The sequence below is a fragment of the Nocardia sp. NPDC004415 genome (assembly GCF_053602435.1).
The window spans coordinates 1-24,932 of sequence record NZ_JBSGDP010000083.1 but is presented as its reverse complement, the minus strand read 5'-3'; the positions used below and the strand labels follow the sequence as shown (position 1 = coordinate 24,932).

The following is a 24,932-nucleotide window of genomic DNA, read 5'->3' as shown; positions in this document are numbered from 1 at the left end:
GGGCCACCGCGACACCGGATCAAGACCCTCATCGGCGACAAGGGCTACGACTACCCCAGCGTGTACGCCGAGCTGCGACAACGCGGGATCACCGGTTACATCCCTCGCCGCGGAACCCGCGACAAGGTCACCGCCGGCCGCTGGATCGTGGAACAGACCATCGCCCTGCTCCACCAGTATCGGCGTCTGGCCGTCCGGTGGGAACGTCGCACCGACATCCACTACGGATTCCTGAATCTTGGTGCGGCACTGATCTGTTGGCGACGATTCAGCAACCGAACCCGATAGGGGCTCCAAGCACCCCCCGGCTGGTACCTCGACCCGCAGGGAGCGACGAGGTGGTTCGACGGCCGAGCCTGGACCGAACAGGTTCGCCCACCGAACTCGCCGGAGTGATGTCCACCGGTGCGCCCGACGCCTGCTTCGGTCCGCCGCTACTGCTGGCCGATCTGGCCTCCGCGAACTCCGGCAGCCTCAACGAGCACCATGGGGTGTCCGTCGTGCTGAACACCACTGATAGCGACTCAAGCGTCCTCGAGGCGCTTGGGTCGGTAGCCGGAAAGGTACTGACCGAAGAACGCGGCGAGATCCGGTGGGTGCGCCTGAATGCACGACAGTGAGTAGTCCAGCACCAATCCGAAGCGGTTGCGTCCGGCGGACAGATAGCGATACTTCGGATCGAGGGTGTCCAGCATCTCCTGGTAGAGATCCCGTACGCCGAGGAAGTCCAGCAGTTCCACCAGGTCCATGCGCGAGACATCGACCTGTGGGGCATCGGTCAGCAGTGCCGACTGTCCGCCGTCGCTCCCGCGCAGGCGTTCGCCCCGGCCGAGCTTCGCGGCACGGTCCATATCGAAGAAGTGCACAGGCCCGGCTTCTTCCACGTACGCCCATTCGTTGAACCGTGGACTCTCGTAGACCACACCGCTCGGAAGGCGTGCCACCATCTCGGTGTATCCGAGTCCGCGCCGGGGAACTTCGCGCCACTCGCCGTCGCCGCCCCGGATCCGCACCACATCCTCGACCGTCGAGACCCAGGCGGCGGCCTCGCGCCGGAATATGTCACGTTCCGGGAACTTCCGGATGCACCCCAGGTGGAACAAGCCCCAGAAGTAGTTCGCGTTCGCGTCCCATGAGGCACGCATCTGGTGGTAGGGCTGGATGGACTCCGCCCAGCCGTCCACCTCGAGCACGTTTCGGCCACAGAAGCGGCATACCTCGTCTTCGTCGACCACGGGCTGTCCTCTCGGCGTCGGCCTCTCGAATGTACGACTTCGACAGCCGTGCAGACAATTTCGTGATCGATCAATACGGAAGAGGGCGGTTGGCCTGGGCCCAGTCGCGCTCGGCGGGGCTGCCCGCGGGTGGGGGGAACGAGCCCGCGATCATCCAGGTATCGCGCGGCACCTCGTTGATGTTGAACTCGAGGTGCAGTCCGCGGTCGTGGGTGTAGGGCGCCATCAGGTCGTGCAGCTGCCGGGTCATCGCTTTGCGCCGGTCGGGGTCGTCGAGCTGGCGGGCGAGGTGGTCGATGGTGATGCGCACCGAGGCGACCGGCTCGCCCCCGACGTAGAAGGAGTCGGCCGGTATCTCGTGGAACAGGGCCACCGCGTAGAAGGGTGGCAGCCCGAATCGGCTGTAGTAGGCGGTGATGTCGGTCGCGAAGTCGCGTTTGTCCTCGGCGGTGTAGGTGCCAGGGCGGTGGTAGATGTGCCAGAGAGGCATGAGGGGTTCCTTCGGTTCTCAGCGGGTGAACGACAGGGTGAGGTTCTCGACCGGGCCGGACAGCGCGGCTTTGACATTCCGGGTGAACTCGTCGACGAGCACCTCGGTGTCGCCGCGCTCCAGCCCGTCGGCGACGGCCGCGGCGACCACGGCCGGATCGAGTTTCGGTGCCCGGATGGCGGCGACCATGTCGGTGTCGGCGAACCCGAGATGGACCCCGACGACGTGTGTGCCGAACGCCGCCAGCTCGATCCGCAGCGAATTGGTGATCGACCACAGCGCCGCCTTGGAGGCGCCGTACGCGGCGGCTCCTGCGCTCCACGACAGGACCGAGTGGATGTCGACCAGTGCCCCGCCGCCGTTGGCCGTGAGGATCGGCGCGAAGGCCCGCGCGATCCGCAGCGGACCGAACACATTGGCCTCGAATGTTTCCACGACGTCGGCCATCTCGGCGTCCAGCAGGGGAGCGGGCCGCAGGATGCCCGCGTTGTTCACCACGATGTTCACATCCCGCGCCCGCTCTGCCAGTGCCGCAACAGAATTCGGGTCGGTAACTTCCAGCGGAAGTGCGACGATCCGGCTGTCCGTACTCGGCGTCGGCTCGCGTGCGGTGACGTAGACCTTGCTCGCGCCACGGTCGAGCAGCTCGTCGGCTATGGCTTTGCCCAGGCCCCGCTGCCCGCCGGTCACCAGGGCGCGTGCGCCGTTGATCACTGTCATGTTCACCTTCCCGATCCATCTGACTATGGCTAACTATAGCTAGATGAATCGCGGAGATGCGAGGGGAATCAGGTCGCCGATTATGTGCGGTAGGTCACCATGGCTTGCTTCGGCGCGCGTCGACTGCGGGTGCCGGGGGACACGTACTGAGATTCGGGGCCTTTGCGGCCACATTCTGACCGCGACGGTTGCGACCGTGGGGGCACCAACCGGAAGGAGACACTATGTCCACCACCCCCACCGTGCCCGCGGCGCCCGCCGGGTCAGCAACGGTCGACCCCTTCATCTGGACCGATGACGCGGCAGGTCTGCTCGACTTCCTCGTCGATGTGTTCGGGGCGATCGAGGTCCCCGAGACGCGGACCGCCGATACCGACGGCCTGATCCTGCATTCGGAACTGCGGATCGGTGATTCGACGCTGACGATCGCCGATCGCAAGCCGGACTGGCCGTATATGCCGTCCTTCGTCCGTGTCTACGTCGACGATCCGGCCGCCACGCTGAAACGAGCCGCCGCGCGCGGTGCGCGGATCGTGACCGAGCCGACGGATTTCTGGGGCGACGTACTCTCGCGCTTCGCCGACCCGTTCGGCCACCTGTGGTGGGTGTACAAGCACAATCCGGGTAACGCGTCCTGGGACGGTGGCTCGGCGGACGGCGCCGGCGAAGGTGACTGGGGGCAGGCCGATTCCGCCGAGGACGGCGCGGGCGAACAGTCCTGGGAGTCGTTCGCCACCCCGGAACTGAGCGCCATTCATTCCTCGCTCATGGAAGCGATGGCGTCGCTGAAGGATCCGCGCACCCGCTGACCTGCTGTGCCCTGCGGCCTCGTCCGCGCCGCAGGGCATCGTGCTCCGGACCTCCGGGGCGAGAACTACGCAACCGCCGAGGCATGAGCGGCGACGACTCGCCAGCCACGCGAGTCGTCGTGCGCCCAGGTGCGGGTATAGCGCATCCTGGCCGCGAAGGGTGATCCGTGAACACTGCCCTCGACGACGCCGAGGAACCACGTGACCCCGGTGGTCCCTTCCACCAGCACCGTCAGCTGCTCTTCCTCGAGCTTGCTCATGATCTGGGCCTTGGTGCGGTGCAGTTCGAGATCATCGGCCTTGGTGAACGTGTCCGCCCCGAAAGTGAAGATCAGCCGGTCATCGAGCAACTCGTCCAGCGCCCGCACATCCCCGGCCAGCTGCGCGGCCTGAAGCCGCCGCTCAGCGTCCCGCAACTCGTTCTCCATGGCACCGAGCATGCCAGCCGAGCGCCGCTGCGGCCCGCCCGTTTCGCTGACAGCGCAGCCACCACCCGATGTGAGCATGGCAGTTCTCGCATGCACGTGTCAGAGTCCGTGGGACGCGGGCGAGCGCCCCGTGTGACCCATCCGAGGAGTTCGGCTATGACCACCGTCGACAGCATTCACCAGCAGGTGGCAGATCAGTTCGCCGATCACATCACCGGGACCCACCGCGCGGCCGGGGCGGTCGACATCGACTTCGCCGATGGCCGGGCTCTGCGACTCTGGACCGAGAACGGCATCGCCCGCGCCGAATTCTGCGCACTCCAAGGGGGCGCCGAGGTGTGGGTCTTCGCGCCGGACCGAGACGACGTGGACGACCTGCTCGACACCGTGCAGGACACACTGACCGACTGACGGTGTCGCCGCGGAACCGCGCTTCGATGAAGTTCCAGGTTTCGGGCGGTTCCGGCCACGGCGGTCGTCATGTGTTCGGCTATCTGATAGCGGGAGATCCCGCGATCATCGACCGCAGGCAGTGCATAGGATGAGTGGGCACGGGGAGGGGTGGAGATGGGCGATCCGGCACCACCGGCGCGGCGGGCGACGATTATGCCCGGCGCCGAGCTCGACAACGATTCGCTGTTCTGGCAGTGGGTGATCCTCGGCGGCGCCGCGCTGTTCTTCCTCGAGTTCCTGTGGTTTCTCGCCGTGTGGAACATGCTCGGCTTCGACCGGGTCGCTGAGGCGGTGGCGGTCACGGCCGGATCCACGCTGGTGCCGCCCCTCGCACTGGCGCCCGCGAGGCACCGGCGCTGGGCGCATATCCTCGTCGTCGCCGGATCCGCCATGAGTCTGCCGTGGCTGTTGATGCTGCTCGTGGCCGCCGGCATCGTGGGCGACCGATGAGCAGGCCGCCGGAACCTCGGCCCGGCTGGTTCGGCCCGCAGACGCTCACCGCGCTGTCGCTCGCCCTGTTCGCGTACCTGGCCCTTTTCCTGATCCCCTATCTGGTAGCTCTCTGGCTCATCGTGTTGTGCCCGCTCCAACTCCTCACCGGACTGGGACTTCTCGCCTTCGGCGGGACGAAGCGCCAGGTGGGCGTCGGCCTGCTGATCGCCGCGCTGACTGCCTTCGCGACCATGGCCGCCGGGGTCGCGCTCGTGCCCTCACCCTGAGGACCGGTTACGAGCCGACCGGTCGCGTGCACAACCCGGTGCCGCTCCGGCCCGCCCGTTTTCGTCGACAGCGGAGCCACCACCGGACGCTGTGCTCAGCAGCGGGTCGGTGCCGGTTCGCCGCGGAACCGCGCTTCGATGAAGTTCCAGGCCTCGGGTAGGCCGGCTACCGCGGTCGTCATGTGTTCGGCTATCTGGTAGCGGGAGAACGTGACCGGCGCGCCTGCCGCGCAGTAGCGGGTGGCGACGTCTTCGACGGCGTCGAAAGGGGTCAGTTCGTCGAAGACGCCCTGCCAGATCAAGATCGGGGTGTCGGGCACCGCGGAGTCGTAGCGGAGGCTGTTCTCGCGCAACACCGCTCGCGCCTCGGGGCTGTCCATCAGGGATTTGGTCGCCGCCAGCTGCTCGGCGCTGCGGGCCACACCGTGGAACAGCAGGAAACGTCGGCACTCGTCGGCGGTGAAGTCCCGGAACCACAGGCCCTCGCTGTTGAGCTGGTCGGAAATGGGCAGGCGCTGGGGGTATTCGCGTTCCAGGCCCATCGCCGCGGCCCAGGCGAGGCCGAACCCGGGATGGTGCCCGAAGCCGATCCCGAGGGCCATCTGTTCGAGGTCGGCCGGAATGCCACCGGCGGCGACGCCCGCGAGCTTCAGTTCCGGTGCGTAGGTCGGTTGCATCGCCGCCGCCCACGCGGTCGCCAGGCCGCCGCCGGAGTATCCGGCGAGCGCGATCGGGGACCGGCCGAGGCCGAGTTCGGGCGCGCGCTGGAGCGCTCGCACACTGTCGAGGGTGACCATGCCGCTGAGTCTGGCGGCGCCGTAGGCGACCGTGGGCCCGAGGTAGTCCGGCAAGGCCACCGCCCAACCACGGCCCAGCGGCAGTACCGCGCCGAACATGTCAGGGGTTTCGTCGTTGATCAGCGACGCGGAGGGGTTGCATTTGGTGCCGAGGGAATTGATCAGCGCCTGGTAGGAGACCAGCGGCGGGTTGGTCACACCGGCGGGGATCAAGACCGTGGTGACGCCCATGATGGGGTCGCCTGCGGAGTTGGTCGAGCGGAAGGCGACATGCCAGATATCGGTTCCCTGGTAGGCGCCCAGGTTGAACTTCCGCTGCCGCACGACGTCACCCGGCGCGTAGTCGCCGATGTCGGCAGGCGCGGCAAAAAATGGGTCCGGATCGGGGGTGGGATATCGCGGCTCCGGTGTCGCCGCGGGGGCGAAGAGGGCAACGGTGAGGCCGTAGAACAGCACCGTGAGTGCGGCCGTCAGAATCCGGCGCATGGTGGATCCTTCTCTCTGGGGAAGTCAGCAGTTGCTCGGCGCGGGTTCGCCGCGGAAGCGGGCATCGAGCCACGCGACGGCAGACGGGAAACCCATGACCGCGGTGGCCAGGTGATCGGGGCTCGGATACTGCTCCGACAGCACCGGTGTCCCGGCCCGGCAGTACCGCTCGTTCGTACGGTCGACCGCGTCGACGGGGATGAGCGGGTCGATCGGTGTGTGCCACTCGAAGATCGGGATCGTCGGCACGGGCTCGAACAGTTCGAGGCTGTTGGCGTCGCCGACTTCCCACGCGCGCGGGTCGTCGATGAGGGAGACGGTCGAGGCGAGATCGGCGGCGCTGTGCATGGCGCCCGCGGCGATGAGTTCGACCGTGCACCCGTTGGCCATGGCGTCGCGCACCGCCAAGCCGGTGTCGTTGAGCTGCTCGCTGATCGGCAGACGGTCGGGGTACTCGCGTTCGAGGCCGAGCGCCGCGGCCATCGCGAGGCCGAACATGGGGTGTGGGGCGAAGCCGAGCGCGCGTGCCATCGTGGTGATGTTCATCGGTACCCCGCCCTGCGCGGCGCCCACCAGGCGCAGTTCGGGCGCGTACCGGGGTGCGAGCGCGGCGGCCCAGCCGGTCGCCATGCCACCGCCGGAGTAGCCGAGCATGGCCGAGGGGCTCTCGGCGAGTCCGAGTTCGGGGACCCTGGTCGCGGCGCGAATGCCGTCGAGGGTGATCTGCCCGCCCAGTCTGGCCGCGCCGTAGGCGGCGTGGGGGCCGAGATGGTCGGGCAGGGCGACGCTCCAGCCGCGCAGCAGCATCGTGTTCAGCAGGGGCACCGCACGATAGAGCAGATTGGGATCGTAGGCGTAGAGGGCGCGCGAGACCGCGCACTGGGTACCGAGGCCGTTGATGATGTGCTGGTAGGACAGCAGTGGCGCGCCGGGGCGATGGTCGGCCGGCGTGAGGACCGTGGTGGTCGCGGCGATCGGCCGACCGTGCGAGTCGCTGGATCGGAACTTGATCAAAGTGACTGTGGCGGTGGGGAAGTAGGGCAGTGGCTCCTGGGTCCGGACCGCCAGCACGGCGCCGGGTTCCTTGCTCGCGATATCGGCGGGCGCCGCGTAGAAGGGGTCGGGGTCGGGAGCCGGGTAGACCGGCGGTGCCCCGGCGGCCGACGGCGAGCCCGAGGCGGTGAGCAGTCCGACCATGACCGCACAGGCCAGTGCGCGCGGATCAATTCTCATGGGTCGCCGCCATCACGGGGAATCGGACACCGGTGGCGCGTTCGGAGGCCGCCCACAGTTGCGCCCAGAGGGCCCGGTCCTGTGACAGCGCGCTCGACGGGCAGGCCCTGACCGGGCCTCGGGTATTGAACAGCCTGGTCGGGCCCCAGTAGACGTCGGGATCGGCGTCCGGCGCGGTGGCGGCGTACAGCATCGATTGCGCTGCGGCGGTGCGTGATTGGCCCACCAGTCGGATGAAGGGTTCGGCGACGTAGTCCAGGGGTGTCTGGGTCTTGGCGACGAGCCCGGTCGGCGCGATGCCGGGGTGCACGGCGTAGGAGCGCAGCGTCGACCCGGATTCGCGCAATCTGCGCTGGAGTTCGCGGCCGAACATCAGGGTGGCCAGCTTCGATTCCGGATAGGCCGCGTGCCGGCTGTACCGGCGGTGGTCGAAGCGCAGATCGTCGAGGGGCAGCGCCTTGGTCCATCCGTGGGAAATGCTCGACACAGAGATGATCCGGTCCCGGATCCTGTCCAGCAGCAGACCTGTCAAAGCGAAGTGGCCGAGGTGGTTGACGCCGAATTGTTTTTCGAATCCATCGACGGTCCGGGCGAACGGCACATTCATCAGGGCCGCATTGTTGATCAGCACATCGAATTCGCCACATTCCGCCGCGAACCGCCGTACATCGGCGAGATCGGCGAGATCCAGGGCGGCAACGGAGATATCGCCGGGGAGCCGCCGGGCGATATCGCGCGCCCGGTCCACATCGCGGCACGCCATGATCACCGTGGCGCCACGGGCGGCCAACGTGCGGGTCACCACCTCGGCGAGGCCACCGTTGGCTCCGGTGATCACGAATCGTCGGCCGTGCTGATCCGGTATCGGATCGGGAGTCCTTGCCATGGCGCATGACCTTACGAATCACGGTCATCGGGTGGCAATGCGTTTGGAAAACGTCAGGGACGAGGCGCCGGACATTGGTCGTTTCCCAAAGCAGCCGCACGTGCCAGGAATTCGGTCGTCGGCTGTCGTAGCGTGGCGCCGGTCAGTGTCGTCGAGTGGATCGCCGGCGAAACCCGATCCCGTCGCACTGCTCGATTCCCTGTCGTACCTCTGATGCAGGAGATGTTTGCCCTATGGCTCGCGAAGACGAACTACGCAATTACATGAAGAAGGCGATCCGGGAATTGCAGACCACCCGCGCCCGCCTCGACGATGTGGAAGCGCGCGCGACCGAGCCGATCGCCATCGTCGGCATGGCGTGCCGCTATCCAGGAGGGGTCACCTCGCCGGAGCAGCTGTGGCAGGCGGCGGTCGAGGGACGCAGCCTGGTGTCGGAGTGGCCGGCCGATCGCGGCTGGGACATCGAGGGTCTGTTCGATCCCGAGCCGGGGATACCGGGCAAATCGTATGTGCGGATGGGCGGATTTCTCGACGGCGCCACCGGTTTCGACGCGAACTTCTTCGGGATCAGCCCGCGCGAGGCGCAGGCGATGGATTCCCAGCAGCGTCTCGTGCTCGAGACGGCCTGGGAGGCCTTCGAGTGGGCGGGTATCGATCCGACGACCATGCGCGGCAGTGCCACCGGGGTGTTCGTCGGGTTGATGCCCGATACCGAGGGCCCGTCCTCACGCGATATCGACGAGCGGGTGCGCGCGACGATCGAACAGTTCCTGATGACCGGTCAAGCATCGAGCGTCGCCTCGGGGCGGGTCTCGTATGTGCTCGGTTTGGAGGGTCCGTCGGTCACGGTGGACACCGCGTGCTCGTCCTCGCTGGTCGCGATCCATCAGGCGGTGCGATCGTTGCGCACCGGTGAGTCGACGATGGCGCTGGCCGGCGGCGTCACGGTGATGGCCACACCCGCCGCGTTCGTCGCGTTCTCCACCCAGCGCGCGCTCGCGCCCGATGGCCGGTGCAAGTCGTTCGCCGCCGGCGCCGACGGCACCGCGTGGGGCGAGGGCGTCGGTATGTTGCTGCTCGAGCGTGTCTCCGAGGCCAAGCGCCTCGGCCACCGGATCCTGGGTCTGGTGCGGGGGACAGCGGTGAACTCCGACGGCGCGTCCAACGGCCTGACCGCCCCGAACGGGCGGTCCCAGCAGCGGGTGATCCGCTCCGCGCTGGCCGACGCCGGGCTGAGCACGACCGAGGTGGATGTCGTCGAGGCGCACGGCACCGGAACCCGCCTCGGTGACCCCATCGAAGCCGAAGCCCTGCTCGCGACCTACGGCGCCGAGCGCAGCGGGGAAGCGCTGCTGCTCGGGTCGCTGAAGTCGAATATGGGGCACACGCAGGCCGCGGCCGGGGTCGGTGGGCTGATCAAGATGGTGATGGCGATGCGGCACGGGGTGGTGCCGCCGACACTGAACGTCGACGAGCCGACGCCCCATGTGGATTGGTCCTCCGGCTCGGTCCGGTTGGTCACCGAGGCGCGAGCCTGGCCCGCGACCGGGCGGACGCCGCGGGCCGCGGTGTCGTCGTTCGGGATCAGCGGCACCAACGCCCATGTCGTCGTCGAGCGCGGGGAGTACCCACCGCAGATCGACGAGACCGCGAGAACCGCCGCACCGTCGGTGATTCCGTGGGTGATCTCCGCGCGATCCGCCGCCGCGGTGGCCGCGCAGGCCGACGCGCTGCTGGCCCGGCTCGCGGCCGAGGACACCGACCCGGTCGACGTGGGCGTCGCGCTGCTGGAGACCCGGGCCCGGTTCGAGCATCGCGCGGTGATCGTGGGTCACGACGCCGAGGAGCTGACTGCCGGACTGCGGGCACTCGCGGCGGGGACGCCTGCGCCGAATGTGGTGCGCGGCAGCACGACCGCGGCGGTCACGGCGGTGATGTTCCCCGGTCAGGGCGCCCAGCGCGCCGGGATGGGACAGGAGCTGTACCACGGCTATCCGGTGTACCGGGCCGCCTTCGACGAGATCTGCGCGACCTTCGATCGCCATCGCGAAACACCGCTGCGCGACCTGATCTTCGACACCGGCGAAGCGGAATCGCTCGACCGGACCGAGAACGCCCAGCCCGCCCTGTTCGCCACCGAGGTGGCGATGTACCGGCTGGCCGAATCATGGGGACTGCGACCGGCATTCGTCCTGGGCCACTCGATCGGTGAGATCGCCGCGGCCCATGTGGCCGGAGTGTGGTCACTCGAGGACGCCTGCACCCTGGTCGCCGCGCGTGGTCGGCTCATGCAGTCCGCGCCTGCGGGTGGGGCGATGGTCGCCGTCGCCGCGGACCTGGAGACCGTCGCGGAACTCGTGGGCCGATACGACGACGTCGGCATCGCCGCGGTGAACGGTCCTGGCTCCGTGGTCGTTTCGGGTGCGCGGGCATCGGTGGACGCTCTTGTGGAGCACTGGTCGGCCGAGGGCGTCCGCACCCACCGACTGCGGGTCAGCCATGCCTTTCATTCCTCCCGGATGGACCCGGTGCTGGCGGAATTCGCCGAAGTCTGTCGCGGATTGACCTATCGGCCGCCGACCTTGCCGGTGATCTCGGCACTGACCGGCAAGGTGGCCGAGGCCGCGCAATTGTGTTCGCCGGAGTACTGGGTGAGCCACCTGCGTGAGCCGGTGCGCTACCTGGACGCGGTGCGGTGGGCCCGTGAGCAGGGCGGGGTCGACTGCTTCGCCGAGATGGGCCCCGGGGCCGCGCTGACGGCGATGGTGCACGAGATCGTCGACGACGGTGCGGCGCTGACGGCCGCCGCGTTGCAGCGGCCGGGTCTCGCGGGCGATCTCGCATTCGTCGCGGGACTGTCCGCGCTGTACGCACACGGGGCGGCTCTCGATCTGACCTCGCTGTTCGACGGCGCCGACGCGCGAGCGGTCGATCTGCCGACCTATGCCTTCCAACGTGATCGGTACTGGCTCGAGGTCAGCGAGGGCAGCAATGTGCGCGGCGCCGGTCTCGACGCCGACGGCCATCCGCTGCTCGGTGCGAGGATCGGCCTGGCTCAGGACGGCGGATTGCTGCTGACCGGACGGCTGTCGCTGCACTCGCACCCGTGGCTGGCCGGTCACCGGATCGGTGGGGCGGTACTGCTGCCCGGCAGCGCGTTCATCGAACTCGCCTGGCATGCGGGCCAACTGACGCAGTGCCCGATCGTCGGCGAACTCGTGCTCGAGGCCCCGCTCGTGATTCCCGAGGACGGCGCGGTGGAACTGCAGGTACTGGTCGGACCGGCCCGGGAATCCGGGCACAGAACGATCGGGATGTACTCGCGTCTCCAGACCGCCGCCACCGAGGAGCGACCCTGGACCGGTCACGCCACCGGCACCGTGCGACCGGCGGACGAGATCGCGGTGGCGGCAGGCGGTACCTGGCCTCCGACCGGTGCGGTGCCGGTCGCGATCGGCGACCCGTACGAAGCGATGTCCGCGGCCGGCTACGACTACGGCGCCGTCTTCCGGGGCCTCGGCCAGATCTGGCGCCACGGCGAGGACGTCCTGGCCGAGGTGACACTGCCCGAATCGGCCACCGGGGAGGCCGCCGAATTCGGTCTGCACCCCGCGCTGCTCGACGCCGCACTGCACGCGATGATCGTGACCGGCACGGTCGGCCCGACCGAATCCGGCAGGATCCGGCTCCCGTTCGCCTGGGAAGGGGTCTCGCTGCACGCGGTCGGCGCGTCGTCGCTGCGGGTTCGCCTCACACCGGTCGGCACCGACCGGATCGGTCTCGAACTCAGCGACTCGGCAGGTCAGCCGGTGGCGAGTGTGCAGTCGCTGGCATTGCGGGAGATCCCCCTCGCCGCATTGGGACAGCGCCAGGTGCCCTCGGACGGCGGACTGTATGAGCTGAGCTGGGTCACGGTTCCCTCGTCGGAACACCGTGGGGGACAGGGTGAGTGGGCGCAGTTGGACTTCGCCGGCAGTGGTCTGATGGTCGAGCGCTGCGAACGCGCGGATCGCGACCTCGTCATCGTGCGGACGCGCGGCCGTGCCGATACCTCCGTGCGCGAACAGGTGACCACGGTGCAGGCGGCCGTGCGCCGACTGCTCACCGATGACGAATTCGCCGAGGCCCTGGTGGTCTTCGTGACCCGCGGCGCCGTAGCGATCCACGGCGCCGACGACATCGATGACCTGGCAGGGGCCGCGGTCTGGGGTCTGCTGCGGTCCGCCCAGAACGAGAACCCGGGCCGCATCGCGCTGCTCGATCTCGATGATCGCAGTGACTGTCACGAGGCGGTGCGCAGCTGCGCCGCACTCACCACCGAACCGCAACTGGCCATCCGCAACGGCGAGCTGTACGTGCCGCGCCTGGTGCGCGCGGGTGCGGACACGGTCGGGTCGCCCGAGCTGGTCGGCCGGGACGACTGGCGATTGGTCGACATCGGGCGCGGAACCCTCGACGGCGACAACATGGTGCTGTCGTCCCGGACGGAGATCGAGCCGCTCGCCGCCGGGCAGGTGCGGATCGCGGTGCGGGCGGCGGGCGTCAACTTCCGAGATGTGCTGATCGTGCTCGGGATGTATCCGATCCCGGAGACGGCCATCGGTGGTGAAGGCGCGGGTGTGATCGTCGAGGTCGCGCCCGATGTGCTGGATTTCGCGGTCGGCGACCGGGTGATGGGCATCTTCACCGGCATCGGTGCCACGGTGGTGGCCGACCGGCGCACGGTCGTCGGGATTCCGGACGGCTGGACGTTCGACGACGCGGCCGCCGCGCCGATCGTGTTCGCGACGGCCTACTACGCGCTGGTCGACCTGGCGCGGGCGCGGCCGGGGGAGTCGCTGCTGATCCACGCCGCCACCGGCGGAGTGGGGATGGCGGCCGTGCAGCTGGCCAGGCATCTCGGGTTGGACCTCTACGTCACGGCCAGCCCCGGGAAGTGGGATGTCCTGCGCGCGAACGGCTTCGACGACCAGCGGATCGGCAATACCCGGACCACCGAGTTCCGGGCGAAGTTCCTCGAGGCCACCGGTGGACGCGGTGTGGACATCGTGCTCGACTCCCTGGCGGGCGACAAGGTCGACGCGTCGCTGGACCTGCTGCCGCGCGGCGGCCGGTTCATCGAGATGGGGTTGACCGACCTGCGTGACGCCGACGAGATCGCGGCGACCCACCCGGGCGTCCGGTACCAGAACTTCATCCTGATGGACGCGGGCCCGGACCGGCTGCACGAGATCCTGTCCGCACTGCGCACATTGTTCGACCGCGGTGAGCTCCGGCCGCTTCCGGTGACCCGCTGGGACGTGCGGCGCGCGCCGGAGGCGTTCCGTCAGCTGAGCCAGGCACGTCATGTCGGCAAGTACGTGCTGACCGTGCCCGCACCGCTCGATCGCGACGGCACGGTTCTGGTGACCGGCGGCACCGGCGGCCTCGGCGCGCTGGCCGCCCGGCACCTGGTCACCACCCAGGGCGTTCGGCACCTGTTGCTGACCAGCCGCCGCGGACCCGGCGCGGACGGGGCGAGCGAACTCGCCGCCGAACTGTCCGCCCTCGGCGCCCAGGTCGAGATCGCGGCCTGCGATGTCGGCGACCGTGACGCGCTGTCCGCGCTGGTCGCGGCGATCCCCGCCGCGCACCCGCTGACGGGCGTCGTCCACACCGCGGGCGTCGTCGAGGACGCGCTGTTCACCGAGCACACCCCGGACCACATCGCACAGGTGCTGCGTCCCAAGGCCGACGCCGCCTGGCACCTGCACGAGGTGACCGAGGGACACCCCGTTGCGATGTTCGTGCTGTACTCCTCGATCGCGGGTCTGCTCGGCAACCCCGGCCAGGCGAACTACGCCGCCGCCAACGGCTTCCTGGACGCGCTGGCCCAGCACCGCAGACACCGGGGCCTGCCCGCCACCGCGATGGCCTGGGGGCTGTGGGAGCGCGGCACCGGCATCACCGGCCATCTGACCGAGCGTGACCTGCGGCGAATGCGCCGCGAAGGGCTCATCCCGCTCCCCGACGACGAGGGGATGGCACTGTTCGACAACGCCCTGTCGACCGGCAGAGCACTGGCTGTGCCTGCCCGGCTCGATCTCACGGCGCTGGGCTCGCTCGGCGACGTCGACGAGATGCCCGCGATGCTGCGGTCACTGCTGCGCGGCCGACGGCGGGCGGTGGGCGGCGGCTCCGACGAGGCGGCGAAGCTGCTGGCGAGCCTCGCCGGTCAGGAGGCCGCCGAACAGGAGCGGATCGTGCTCGGTGTCATCCGGTCGCACGCGGCCGCCGTCCTGGGGCACGCGTCGGCGGAGGCGGTGCCCGCCGAGACCGCGTTCACCGACCTGGGGTTCGACTCGCTGGGTGCCGTGGAATTCCGCAACCGGCTCGAGGCGGCGACCGGCGCGAAGCTGCGAACGACGATCGTCTTCGACTATCCCGACGCCGCCGCGCTGGCCGGCTACCTGCGCACCGAGATCGCACCCGTGGACGACCCGGGCGCCCGGGTCCTCGATCAGCTCGACGCGGTGGCGGCCGTGTGCGCCGGGACGGAACTGCCACCGGAGCGGGTCGGCGAACTGCTGCTGCGGATCGACGACCTCGTGCGGACCCTGCGCGGCGACATCGCGAGCGATCTGCTCGACAACATCGACGGTGCCGACGACGACGTCCTGTTCGATCTCATCGACCAGGTCCGTTCGGTCTGAGCCCGGACAGGAAGCGAGAAGCTGATGGCCACCGAAGCGGACCTTCGCACCTATCTCAAACGCGCCACCCGACAGCTCCAGGAGACCAGACGGCAGCTCGAAGACGAGCAGGCACGCACCCGCGAACCGATCGCCGTCGTGGGCATGGCGTGCCGGTTCCCCGGCGGGATCGAATCGCCCGAGCAGCTGTGGGAGGCGCTGATCGACGGGCGCGACCTGATCTCGGAGTTCCCGGCGGATCGGGGCTGGGACGTGGACGGGTTCCATGATCCCGACCCGGACAAGTTCGCCAAATCCTATGTGCGCGAGGGCGGTTTCCTGGCGGGCGCCGGTGAGTTCGACGCCGGGTTCTTCGGGATCAGTCCCCGCGAGGCGGAGGCCATGGACCCGCAGCAACGTCTGCTGCTGGAGCTCTCCTGGGAAGCGGTCGAGCGGGCCCGCGTCGATCCGGCCACCTTGCGCGGCACCGATACCGGCGTGTTCGTGGGATTCAGCGATCAGGGCTACGGATTCGGCGCCACCCGGGCCTGGGACGGCGCGGAGACCTACTACTTCACCGGCAACCACGCCTCGATGGCGGCGGGCCGGGTCGCGTATCTGCTGGGGCTGGAAGGTCCGGCGGTCACCGTCGACACCGCCTGCTCGTCGTCGCTGGTCGCGATTCATCAGGCGATGCAGTCGCTGCGGCTGCGTGAATGCGGCATGGCGCTCGCCGGCGGCGTGACGGTGATGTCCACCCCGATGCCGTTCGCGCTGTTCTCGCGTCAGCGCGCGCTGGCGCCGAACGGACGATGCAAGTCCTATGCCGCGAGCGCGGACGGCACCGCCTGGGGTGAAGGGATCGGTGTCGTTCTGCTGGAACGGCTGTCGGACGCGCGGCGGCACGGGCACCGGGTGCTCGCGGTCCTGCGTGGCTCGGCGGTGAACAGTGACGGAGCGTCCAACGGGCTCACCGCCCCGCGCGGACCGGCGCAGCAGCGGGTGATCGCGGCCGCGCTGGCCAACGCGAACCTGCGCGCGGCCGACATCGACCTGGTCGAGGGCCATGGCACCGGCACCGTGCTCGGCGACCCGGTGGAGGCGCAGGCCCTGCTGGCCACCTACGGGCAGCGCGACGGCGCGCCGCCGCTGCTGCTGGGCTCGGTGAAATCGAATATGGGACATACGCAGTCGGCCGCGGGTGTGGCCGGACTGATCAAGGCCGTGCAGGCGATCCGGCACGCGATGGTGCCGCCCACCCTGCACGTCGACGCGCCGACGACGCACGCCGATTGGGCCGGGGATCGCATCCTGCTGGCACTGCGGCCACAGCCGTGGCCGACGACCGGACACCCACGCCGGGCCGGGGTGTCGTCCTTCGGCATCAGCGGCACGAACGCGCACCTGATCATCGAGCAGGCACCGGAACCCGCCGAGTCCGAGATGATCTCGTCCGATCCGCACCCGAGCCCGACACCTCCGCCGATTCCCTGGCTGCTGTCGGCACGCAATCCCGCCGCCCTGCGCGCGCAGGCCGCGCGCCTTCGCGCCGCCGTCGCGAACTCCTCCGACGATCTCGTCGACATCGCGCACTCCTTGGTCACTACGAGAACGCGATTCGACCATCGCGCCGTCGTCGTGGGGCACACCCGCGAGGAGTTCCTGGACGGACTCACCGCCATCGCCGACGACCACTCCGCCCCCCACGCGGTCGTGTCCCGCCGTGCCGCCGCAGGCAAGTTGGCGATGATGTTCCCCGGTCAGGGCGGGAAACTCGCGGGCATCGGCCGCGGTCTCTATGCCACGTACCCGGTGTTCGCCGCCGCGCTCGACACGATCTGCGCGGGCTTCGACACCCACCTCGAGGGTTCGCTGCGCACCGAGATGTTCGGCACCGGTGAGCTGCTCGCGCGCACCGACCACACCCAGCCCGCCGTGTTCGCGCTACAGGTGGCGCTGTTCCGGTTGCTCGAATCCTGGGGCGTGGTACCGGCATTCGTCGTCGGCCACTCGATCGGTGAGCTGTCCGCCGCGCACGTCGCGGGTGTGCTGTCCCTGGACGACGCGGTGGCCGTGGTCGCCGCCCGCGGCCGGTTGATGCAGCGCATGGACCCGGGAGCGATGGTGTCGGTGCGGGCCTCCACCGCCGAGGTCGCCGCCTCGCTCGCCGGCCGCGAGACCGAGGTATCGATCGCCGCGGCCAATGGACCGAACGCGACCGTGATCGCGGGCGACATCGCCGCGGTGGGTGAACTCGCCCGATACTGGCGAGGGCGTGGCAGGCGAGTTGCCCGGCTCGGTGTCGACCGGGGGTTCCATTCACCGCACGTGGACACCATGGTCGACGAATTCCGCGCGATCCTCGCGACCGCCGACCTGCGCGAACCGCGTATCCCTTTCCTCTCCACCGTGACCGGCACGGAATCCACGCCGGGACAGGTGACCTCGATCGACTACTGGCTGCGTCAGGCCCGTGAGCCGGTGCGTTTCCACGAGAGTGTGCTGCGGTTGCACGAATCCGGCGTCGTCACCTATCTCGAACTGGGCGCGGGAGACACCCTGTCCGGTCTGGTCTGCGAGACGCTCGCCGACACCGGCAGCACCGCCCTTCCGGTACTGCGGCCCGGCACCGACGAAGCCGTTTCGGCGATCCGGGCCGTCGCGGGAGCATGGGTGACCGGCGCCGAAGTACGTTGGACGGCACTGTGTTCCGGCGACACCGCCGCGGAAGTGGACCTGCCGACCTATGCGTTCCAGCACCGCCGCTACTGGGTCCACACCGACAGCGCCGTACTCGAAAGCCTCATCGGCGCGGCGGGCGCCGAAGTCGCCGCCGACCGGATCGCCGGTCGGCACGACGCAGCGGAAGGGACGGCATCGCCCGCGCGGCCGGACCTGCTGACCGTCCCTCGGGATCGGCGCGGTGATGTCGCGGTGCGACTGGTGGTGGATCAGATCCGCGAGATCCTCATCGACCTCACCGACGACGAGATCGACGTGGACGCCACGGTGCTCGAGATCGGGCTCACGTCGCTGTCGGCCCTGGAACTGCGCGGCAGGATCAACGCCGTCACGGGCACGCACCTCTCGGTGGAGGATCTGTTCACCCACCCGACGCCACGGGCGCTCGGCGCGGTACTCGCCACCAGACTCTGGGACGACGCGCCGGCCCACGAGGCGGTGCCGGCATGAGCGGGGGGTTGTCGCCGGTCCGCGGGGCCCTCGGTTTCGAGCAATTGGTGCCCGCCGCGCTGGCCCACCGACGCGGGCTGGCCGAGGTCTACGTCGCCGACACCGCGATGGTCGGGAGCTCGGAATATCTTGCCGCCGTGCAGGTTCCCCGGGCACACTCGCTGTGGTTCGACCGGCTCGTCCTCTACCACGATCCGTTCTCCGCCGTCGAGGCCGTCCGGCAGGCACTGCTCGTCGTCGGGCAGCGACACCTCGGTGTTCCCGCCGACGCGCCGGCCAGCCTGCAGCGGATGGCGTTCGCGGTGGAGGACCTGAGCCTGTTCCGCGACAGCGAACGATACCCGCTCGAGGGAGTGGTGCGCCTGCGTCCCGGCGCGGCGGGAACCGGGCGCGGCTACTACCACGATGTCTGCTTCGACGCCACGCTGTCCGTCCACGGGGCGCTGGCGATGACGCTGCGGGGCAGTGGAATCACCTTTCCGCGTGACGCGTACGACGAGTTCCGGGAACTCCAGCAGGGCAAGCGCGCCACCTTCGCCGCGGTCGATCCCGGCTCGGTGCGGCGGCTGCCACCCGAACTCGTCGGCCGCCGTGACCCACGCAATGTCGTGCTCGCCCGCACCACGGGCCAGGAGCTCGTCGTGGTCGTGGACCGCGCGCATCCGAGCTTCTTCGACCATCAATACGATCACGTCCCCGGCCCGTTGCTGCTCGAAGTGTTCCGGCAGGCGGCGGTGCTGTCCGCGACCACGGCGGGACTGCTCGTCTCGCCGGTCGCCGCGGTGATCGACCTCGAGGCCCAGTTCACCGATTTCGCCGAACTGGACGCCCCCGTCACCTGCACCACCGCCGCCGTCGGCGATCTCGACCTGGACGAGATCACCGTCGAGATCGCGCTGCACCAGTACGGCAATCGCATCGCGCTCGCCCACGTCGAGCTGGCGCACTATCCCGCGTCCCCGCGATCACAGGAGCTCACATGACGACCACAGCCTCGGCGAAGCGGTACGCGGTCATCGGCGGCGGCTTGTCCGGCATCGGCGCCGCCTTCGCGCTGCACCGGGCAGGCCACACCGTGGAACTGCTCGAGCAGGACGCGGTGCTCGGTGGCCGCTGCGGGTTCGACAGCCTCGGCGGGCGACCGATCATGATGGGCGGCAAGAACATCGGCCGCCGCTATTCCGAGCTACGCGCTTTCATCGCCGCCTCCGGGCAGCGCGCCTACGAGCCCTTCGGCATCAACAGCTCGCAGATCATCGACGGCGAACTGGTGACGCTCGACAACCCCGGCATCGCCGGTTTCCTTCGTCATCTGCTGCGCATGGGCTCACCGATCGACGCGGCGCGCCTGCTCTACTACGGCGCGCGGGTGCGGTTCGACGAACGCAACCGCTACCTGGGGTCGGACTGTTTCGGCCAAGCCGAGAGCGTCACGCTCGACGCGCGTTTCGGCGCTGACTTCTGCCGATCCGTGCTGCGGCCGTTGACGGTCCGGCTCAATGCCGCCGAACCGGGCGAGGTGTACCTCGGCGCGCTCGGGGTGAGCCTGGGCATGGTGCAGGACCGATACGACCAGCTCGTCGACGGTATGCAGCCGGTCCTGGACTGGTTCGCCGCGCAGGTGCCGGTCCGGCTCGGCACCCGGGTGGATCGCATCGTGGCTCGCGACGGCCGGGTGATCGGACTCGATCTGGCGGAAAACGGCAGGGCCGCGACCTTTTCCGCCTACGACGGTGTCGTGCTGGCCCTCCCGGCACACGCGGCCGCCGTCCTGCTCGAGCCCGTGGTTCCCGCCCTGAGCAAGACCCTGAACGAGGTGGCCTACCACCCGTCCACCGTCGCGGTGGTGCACTACGAACAGCCCTTCTTCGGCAGCGACGTACGGTCGATCGCGTTCGACTCGGGGCCGTGTAGTGCCGCTGGTGTCTACGGCGTGAACGATCTCGACATCGTCCGCTATACCTTCAGCGGGCGCGACGCCCGGCCGACCCCGGATGCGCTGCTCTTGGCGAAGTGGATCGACGACGCCGAGGCGAGAGTCCGTGCCTGTCTGGACCGGCCGGCGATCGCGCGGGTGCGCACCGAGACCCGCAGTTGGGCCGCGGCGCACTGCGCCTACCTGCCCGATCACACCGGATTCCGCGCCCGGCTTCGTGAACAGCTCGACTCCGTCGCGGGACTACAGCTCGCCGGTGACTACCTGCTCGGCGCCCAGTTGGAAGCCTGCTACCGATCCGGGATCGCGGCGGCGACCGCCTTGACCGCCTAACCGTGCCCGGGGCGTCACGTGACATCACGCGGCGCCCCGGGGATGCACCATGTCGTCGGCGAGCAGAGCGATACGGGCCCGGAGGATACCCTCGGCGGTCGTCAAGTCGAGGTCGGTCAATCCGCTCACCCGGCGCAGGCGGTAGTCGATGGTGTTGGGGTGCACGTGCAGTCGGCGACCGGTGGCTTTGCGATTGAGCCCGGTCGCCATGTATGTCCGCAGCGTCTCCAGCAGCTCGGGATGGGTGGCGAGCGGGGCGATCACACCGGCCAGATGCTCGCGCGCCGGACCCGGCCGGGTGAGCTGGTACTCGATGGCGATATCCGAGAGTTCGTACAGCCCTGGTGGTTTGGCGATTCCGCGTACCAGCTCGAGCAGTTCGTGCGCGTCTTCGGTGGCCTGCGGGATCTGTTCGATCGGGGCGGGCACCAGCGTCGCGGTGAGCTCGACACCCGAGGTCGCGCTGATGGTGGCCAGCACGTCGCCGGTCATCTGCGGCAGCTCGGGTTCGTCGCTGGGAATCAGCAGGGTGCCACCCCTGGTGCTCAGCAGGGCCAGCGACCGGGAGGCGAAAGCATCGGCCAGCGCCGCCTGCACCCGCCGCAGTTTGCGTCGCGCCACCACCTGGGCGTCCACGCGCGGATCGTGCTCGTCGGCCAGCTCGGGGATCATCAGCGCCACCACCTGATAGGAATCCGCGACCCTGATGCCGGTCTGCCGGGTGAGGGCGCCGACACCGTGGCCGCTCAGCAGCGCCGAGACCATCGTCTGCGCGCCGGTCTGGTGTTCCTTGGCGACCTCGCGCTGCTCGTCGAGATAGGCGCTCGTCACCGTCGCGTTGATGACCTCGAGCGTGCGTAACAGCAGGCGGGTCCCCGCGACGACCTCGGCCAGATCGTCCGCGGTCACCTGCTCGATGACGAGCTCGAACCCTATCCGAAACCCCTCGGCGTAGGCGCGCAGCAAGGTGCCGACGGGCACCCCCTCCCGCGCGTGCTGGGCGGCGGCCGCGCGCAGCGCCGCGAGTTGCTGCTCCGACGGCGTCGTGCGTTTGTCCAGCATCTCGATCGCCAGCGTCAGACAGCGACGGGTGAACTCGGTGATATCGCCGCGCATCGCCTCGCTCGGCAGTGCCTGGCACGGCATCACATTCTCGGCGAAATAGGAGACCAGCTGGGAAACCAGTTCGTCGGCATTCCCGAGAGCGCTCGATGCGGCCCGGCCGTCCGCGATAGTGAGCGGATTGTGGATCCGATCCATGGCTTGAGAATTCATCGAGTGCACTCCGGTGTGGCGGACAGCGATTGGGACTTGTGTGAGTCGCAACATAGCCATTCGGAGGTCGTAGTCGCCGGTCCCATAGGATGACCTGGTGGGATCACGACGCCCTCACAGCCGGGTTGTGTGGACTCACAAGCGGGGGAACTCACCCGTTCGCTGGAGGGTTGCGCGGCGGTCCGGCACGGTCGTAGACCATCGTGCTCACCGCGCCGAGGACCAGGCCGACCGCCAAGCCCAGCGAGGTCATCCAGAAACCCCTCGCGAGCCCCGACACCGGATCGGCGTCGAAGTACAGGATCGCGCGGACCGCCATGTACACCTGATGCAGTGGTTCGAACGAGGCCAGCACGCCGAAACAACGCGGCGTGGCCTCGATCGGCACCGAGCCGGCCGAGGACGGCAGCCCGAGAACGACGAACACGACCAGGTTCACCAGCAGCCCCGCCGAACCGAGTGCGGCGAGCACCGACACGCCGGTGACGCCGATGGCGATCATCGCGAACGCGCTGTACAAGAACAGCAGAAGCGGTTGCGCGACAGGCATTCCCAGCAGGTGCGCGACGACGAGCAAGACCGCCGCGACAAGCGGCGCCGCGACGACGAGCACGCCCCATTTGAGCAGCACCGTGCGCCATCGGGTGATCCGTGCCGGTCGCACCCGCAGAGACCACGGTCCGTACTCGGTCGGCACGAAACCCAGCGCGCCATCGACCATCGTGTGGACGATCATCGCGCCGAGCGTGCCCGCGAGCAGCAGGACGAGAGCGTAGAAGAACGCGCCGAGCCCGGCGCCGCTGCCCTCGGGCAGCGGATGGAACTCGGTGTGGATCACCTCGACGGGATTGCGCAGCGACACGGCGGTCGCGCCCGGCAGCGGGTGGTCCGGGCCCAGTGTGCTGGTGACGGTCGCGAGGAGTTGCGCACCGATCCGCGCGTTCACCTCGGCCAATGCCCGGTCGCTGAATCGTTGCACGATCGTCGAGGCGAAGGCGCCGGTGCGCGGATTGGTCCGCACGGTGATCGTGGGGCGTTCGATCTCGCCGGGAATCACGCTCCCCGTGCCCAGCGTGCCGAGCCGTTTGGTGAAATCACCCGCGATGATGATCGCGCCGTAGAGTTCGCCACTGCGTAGCTGTCTTTCGGCCTGGGCTGCTCCCAGTACGCGCAGATCGATCTTGTCCGCGGGCACACCCTGGCGCAATGCCGTGGTGATCTCCCCACCGACATCGCGCCACTGCGGTGGCGAACCGAGCATATCGCCGACATCCTGGTCGACCAGCGCGACCGGGAAGTCGTGCAGATTCTTCTCGGGGTCGACGATGTAGCCGAGATACATCATGGCCATCAGCCCACTGAGCAGGGTCACAACGATGGTCGGCGACAGCCAGATACGCACGGCCGCACGCTAACAGCGGCAGAGAACGCGCGGCGACGGCTTGGAAACTGTCCAATGCTGCTACTCGCGGGCTGGATCAGGTCCGAAACGTCCCGGCCGCCGGGGCGATCGCTACGCGTACCGCACGGTCGTGCGTTGCCTGCCGAGATCGATCGCGCCGTCGTCGGTGGCGACCGTCGCTTCGATGACGTCACCGTCGCGCAGGTACTTGGGGTTCTCGGCCTGGCGGTCGAAGAACAGCTTCCATTTGATCCTGGGTGGCAGCATCGCGCCGATGATCTCCACCGCCTTGGGTGGGGCGCTGATCGCGGTCCCCACCGGAGTTCCGGTGAGCAGCAGATCGCCGGCGTCCATCCGCTGGAACCGCGACAGCGCCCGCAGGGTCTCGAGCGGTCGGTAGATCATGTCCGCCGCGGTCATGTCCTGGCGCTTGTCGCCATTGACCCACAGCCGTAGCCGCAGGTCGGCGAACCGGTCGAGTTCGCCCGCTTCCAGGAGCACCAGTGCCGGTCCCGTCGGGGTGAACGTCGGATACGACTTGCCCTCGTAGTACTGGGTCTGCGGCAATTGCACGTCGCGCGCCGAGATGTCGTTGGTGACGACGAGCCCCGCGATGTAGTCGCCGAGATTGCCGGCGTGGATCTCGGTACCGACGGGCATCTCCCTGCCGAACACCAACCCGATCTCGACTTCGTAGTCCAGGAGCCGCACATGGCTCGGACGGACGACCTCGTCGTGGGGGCCACTGATCGATCCCGAGGTCTTCCTGAAGAAGGTGAGGGGGACCGATCCGGGATCTCCGCCGGAATCCTTCACGTGGGACGCGAAGTTCGTCATCTGGGCGACCACCCGGCACGGTGCCGTGACCGGGGAGAGCAACGAGAGCTCGCGCACCGGGACCAGATCGGTGTCTCGCGCCGCCCTGGTGATCGCGGAGCGGTCGGCGAGGAGGGCGGCGGTCGTGGTGGCGTCGGTGGCGATCCGGGCGGCGCCCGCGGAGGTCAGCAGCCACCAGCCGTCGATCGCGCGGAGAACGGTGTGTGCCATGAACGCTACTTTCTTCAGGCCGGTCAGCTGCTCGTGTGCTGACGATATCGTCACTTGAGACGTATGCATCAGTTCGGATCAACTGGATGATAGCATCAATTATGAGATAGTGATCATTTGTGTGATCGGGAATCGACCGACTCGGTGTGGAGGGCACGATGGATGACACTGGCGGCACCAATCGGCTGGAGCGGCGCAAAGCCCGGACTCGGGCGGCGCTCGTCGCGGCGGCGCAGGACTTCATCGCGCAGGGCAGGCTCACTGTGCCCATTCTGGAGATCACCCAGGCCGCGGACGTCGGCATGGGGTCGTTCTACAACCATTTCTCGAGCCGGGAGCAACTCCTGCAGGTGGCCGTCGCAGAGGTGCTCGACCGGCTCGGTGGTGCGCTGGACGAACTGACGGCAGACCTCGACGACCCGGCGCACGTCTTCGCGCAGAGCTTCCGTCTGGTGGGCAGGGTGCACCGGCGTGAACCCACCGCCAGCAAGGTTCTGCTCGCGGAGGGACTGGTCTACGCGGGATCGGACAGGGGCGTGGCCGCGCGAGCGCGCCGGGATATCGAGATCGGCATGCGCGCCGGTCGGTTCCGGGTGCGCGATCTCGAACTCGCGCTGGTGATCGTGTCGGGCGCCGCGCTGCGCCTGGGCCAGTTGTTGCACGAACAGACCGACCGTGACGACGCCGCGGCCGTCGACCAGGTGACCGAAGACCTCCTGCGCATGCTCGGACTCGGCGCGCAAGAGGCTCACGACATCAGTCGACGTGCCCTGCCGGAGATCTGACATTCGGCTCGGGCCGGGCGGGTGGGGAACCACCG

Annotated in this window: 20 protein-coding genes and 1 pseudogene; 11 read left to right on the top strand and 10 right to left on the bottom strand. The window is 68.9% G+C overall.

Translation table 11 applies throughout. The features are described 5' to 3' along the window. Both ACWEMY_RS27120 and ACWEMY_RS27115 read left to right on the top strand, forming a co-directional pair. A partial coding sequence (locus ACWEMY_RS27120) for a transposase (RefSeq protein ID WP_452392297.1) occupies positions 1 to 288 on the top strand: 288 nt, incomplete at its 5' end. A 27-nt stretch (positions 289 to 315) separates the two neighbouring features. Then, positions 316 to 396: pseudogene (locus ACWEMY_RS27115) on the top strand (DUF2510 domain-containing protein); the annotation flags it as partial. A gap of 128 nt (positions 397 to 524) precedes the next feature. Here ACWEMY_RS27115 and ACWEMY_RS27110 read toward each other — a convergent pair. The 3 genes from ACWEMY_RS27110 to ACWEMY_RS27100 form a co-directional block, all read right to left on the bottom strand. After that, positions 525 to 1,235 (bottom strand): hypothetical protein, encoded by a 711-nt coding sequence (locus ACWEMY_RS27110; RefSeq protein ID WP_452392296.1) that lies wholly within the window; start codon positions 1,233 to 1,235, stop codon positions 525 to 527. Between the two features lie 70 nt (positions 1,236 to 1,305). After that, complete coding sequence (locus ACWEMY_RS27105) at positions 1,306 to 1,725, bottom strand: tautomerase family protein (protein WP_452392295.1); 420 nt, start codon at positions 1,723 to 1,725, stop codon at positions 1,306 to 1,308. Between the two features lie 18 nt (positions 1,726 to 1,743). Next, positions 1,744 to 2,445: an SDR family oxidoreductase gene (locus ACWEMY_RS27100; protein ID WP_452392298.1), complete on the bottom strand. Its 702-nt coding sequence runs from the start codon at positions 2,443 to 2,445 to the stop codon at positions 1,744 to 1,746. Positions 2,446 to 2,669: 224 nt separating this feature from the next. On the opposite strand from ACWEMY_RS27100, the gene ACWEMY_RS27095 reads away from it, so the two are divergent. Next, positions 2,670 to 3,254 carry a VOC family protein gene (locus tag ACWEMY_RS27095; protein ID WP_375925847.1) on the top strand — a complete coding sequence of 195 codons (585 nt, stop codon included), beginning with the start codon at positions 2,670 to 2,672 and terminating at the stop codon, positions 3,252 to 3,254. Positions 3,255 to 3,319: 65 nt separating this feature from the next. On the opposite strand, the gene ACWEMY_RS27090 is transcribed toward ACWEMY_RS27095, so the two are convergent. Beyond that, entirely contained in the window at positions 3,320 to 3,682 is a 363-nt protein-coding gene (locus ACWEMY_RS27090) for a nuclear transport factor 2 family protein (RefSeq protein WP_452392294.1), read from the bottom strand. Positions 3,683 to 3,838: 156 nt separating this feature from the next. On the opposite strand from ACWEMY_RS27090, the gene ACWEMY_RS27085 reads away from it, so the two are divergent. The 3 genes from ACWEMY_RS27085 to ACWEMY_RS27075 all read left to right on the top strand — a co-directional run bounded on the left by ACWEMY_RS27085 (position 3,839) and on the right by ACWEMY_RS27075 (position 4,854). Beyond that, complete coding sequence (locus tag ACWEMY_RS27085) at positions 3,839 to 4,093, top strand: hypothetical protein (protein ID WP_452392293.1); 255 nt, start codon at positions 3,839 to 3,841, stop codon at positions 4,091 to 4,093. A 156-nt stretch (positions 4,094 to 4,249) separates the two neighbouring features. Beyond that, complete coding sequence (locus tag ACWEMY_RS27080) at positions 4,250 to 4,585, top strand: hypothetical protein (RefSeq protein WP_452392292.1); 336 nt, start codon at positions 4,250 to 4,252, stop codon at positions 4,583 to 4,585. Then, positions 4,582 to 4,854, top strand: a complete 273-nt coding sequence (locus ACWEMY_RS27075; protein ID WP_452392291.1) for a hypothetical protein — start codon at positions 4,582 to 4,584, stop codon at positions 4,852 to 4,854. Before ACWEMY_RS27080 ends, ACWEMY_RS27075 begins: the two co-directional genes overlap by 4 nt. 95 nt (positions 4,855 to 4,949) lie before the next feature. Here the strand turns inward: ACWEMY_RS27075 and ACWEMY_RS27070 are convergent, their stop codons facing one another. Genes ACWEMY_RS27070 through ACWEMY_RS27060 form a run of 3 tightly spaced genes read right to left on the bottom strand, consistent with a single transcriptional unit; the run spans position 4,950 to position 8,256 of the window. Then, the gene (locus tag ACWEMY_RS27070; protein ID WP_452392290.1) at positions 4,950 to 6,137 is read right to left on the bottom strand and encodes a lipase family protein; all 1,188 of its coding nucleotides are present in this window, start codon (positions 6,135 to 6,137) and stop codon (positions 4,950 to 4,952) included. A 24-nt stretch (positions 6,138 to 6,161) separates the two neighbouring features. Next, entirely contained in the window at positions 6,162 to 7,370 is a 1,209-nt protein-coding gene (locus tag ACWEMY_RS27065; RefSeq protein WP_452392289.1) for a lipase family protein, read from the bottom strand. Beyond that, the gene (locus ACWEMY_RS27060) at positions 7,360 to 8,256 is read right to left on the bottom strand and encodes an SDR family NAD(P)-dependent oxidoreductase (protein ID WP_452392288.1); all 897 of its coding nucleotides are present in this window, start codon (positions 8,254 to 8,256) and stop codon (positions 7,360 to 7,362) included. Before ACWEMY_RS27060 ends, ACWEMY_RS27065 begins: the two co-directional genes overlap by 11 nt. 233 nt (positions 8,257 to 8,489) lie before the next feature. Between ACWEMY_RS27060 and ACWEMY_RS27055 the strand changes: the two genes are divergently transcribed. The 4 genes from ACWEMY_RS27055 to ACWEMY_RS27040 are packed head-to-tail and all read left to right on the top strand — an operon-like array spanning position 8,490 to position 20,388. Beyond that, entirely contained in the window at positions 8,490 to 14,948 is a 6,459-nt protein-coding gene (locus ACWEMY_RS27055) for a type I polyketide synthase (protein WP_452392287.1), read from the top strand. 24 nt (positions 14,949 to 14,972) lie between these two features. Next, positions 14,973 to 18,119: a type I polyketide synthase gene (locus ACWEMY_RS27050; protein ID WP_452392286.1), complete on the top strand. Its 3,147-nt coding sequence runs from the start codon at positions 14,973 to 14,975 to the stop codon at positions 18,117 to 18,119. After that, entirely contained in the window at positions 18,116 to 19,102 is a 987-nt protein-coding gene (locus tag ACWEMY_RS27045; protein WP_452392285.1) for an AfsA-related hotdog domain-containing protein, read from the top strand. The genes ACWEMY_RS27050 and ACWEMY_RS27045 overlap by 4 nt, the downstream gene beginning before the upstream one ends. Next, positions 19,099 to 20,388 (top strand): FAD-dependent oxidoreductase, encoded by a 1,290-nt coding sequence (locus ACWEMY_RS27040; protein WP_452392284.1) that lies wholly within the window; start codon positions 19,099 to 19,101, stop codon positions 20,386 to 20,388. Before ACWEMY_RS27045 ends, ACWEMY_RS27040 begins: the two co-directional genes overlap by 4 nt. 24 nt (positions 20,389 to 20,412) lie before the next feature. Here the strand turns inward: ACWEMY_RS27040 and ACWEMY_RS27035 are convergent, their stop codons facing one another. The 3 genes from ACWEMY_RS27035 to ACWEMY_RS27025 form a co-directional block, all read right to left on the bottom strand. Next, positions 20,413 to 21,648 (bottom strand): PucR family transcriptional regulator, encoded by a 1,236-nt coding sequence (locus tag ACWEMY_RS27035; protein WP_452392283.1) that lies wholly within the window; start codon positions 21,646 to 21,648, stop codon positions 20,413 to 20,415. 166 nt (positions 21,649 to 21,814) lie between these two features. Then, on the bottom strand, positions 21,815 to 23,065 hold the full coding sequence (locus tag ACWEMY_RS27030; protein WP_452392282.1) for a YhgE/Pip domain-containing protein: 1,251 nt from the start codon (positions 23,063 to 23,065) through the stop codon (positions 21,815 to 21,817). 111 nt (positions 23,066 to 23,176) lie between these two features. After that, the gene (locus ACWEMY_RS27025) at positions 23,177 to 24,112 is read right to left on the bottom strand and encodes a fumarylacetoacetate hydrolase family protein (RefSeq protein WP_452392281.1); all 936 of its coding nucleotides are present in this window, start codon (positions 24,110 to 24,112) and stop codon (positions 23,177 to 23,179) included. 158 nt (positions 24,113 to 24,270) lie between these two features. On the opposite strand from ACWEMY_RS27025, the gene ACWEMY_RS27020 reads away from it, so the two are divergent. Further along, positions 24,271 to 24,897 carry a TetR/AcrR family transcriptional regulator gene (locus tag ACWEMY_RS27020; protein ID WP_452392280.1) on the top strand — a complete coding sequence of 209 codons (627 nt, stop codon included), beginning with the start codon at positions 24,271 to 24,273 and terminating at the stop codon, positions 24,895 to 24,897. Positions 24,898 to 24,932: the final 35 nt, after the last annotated feature.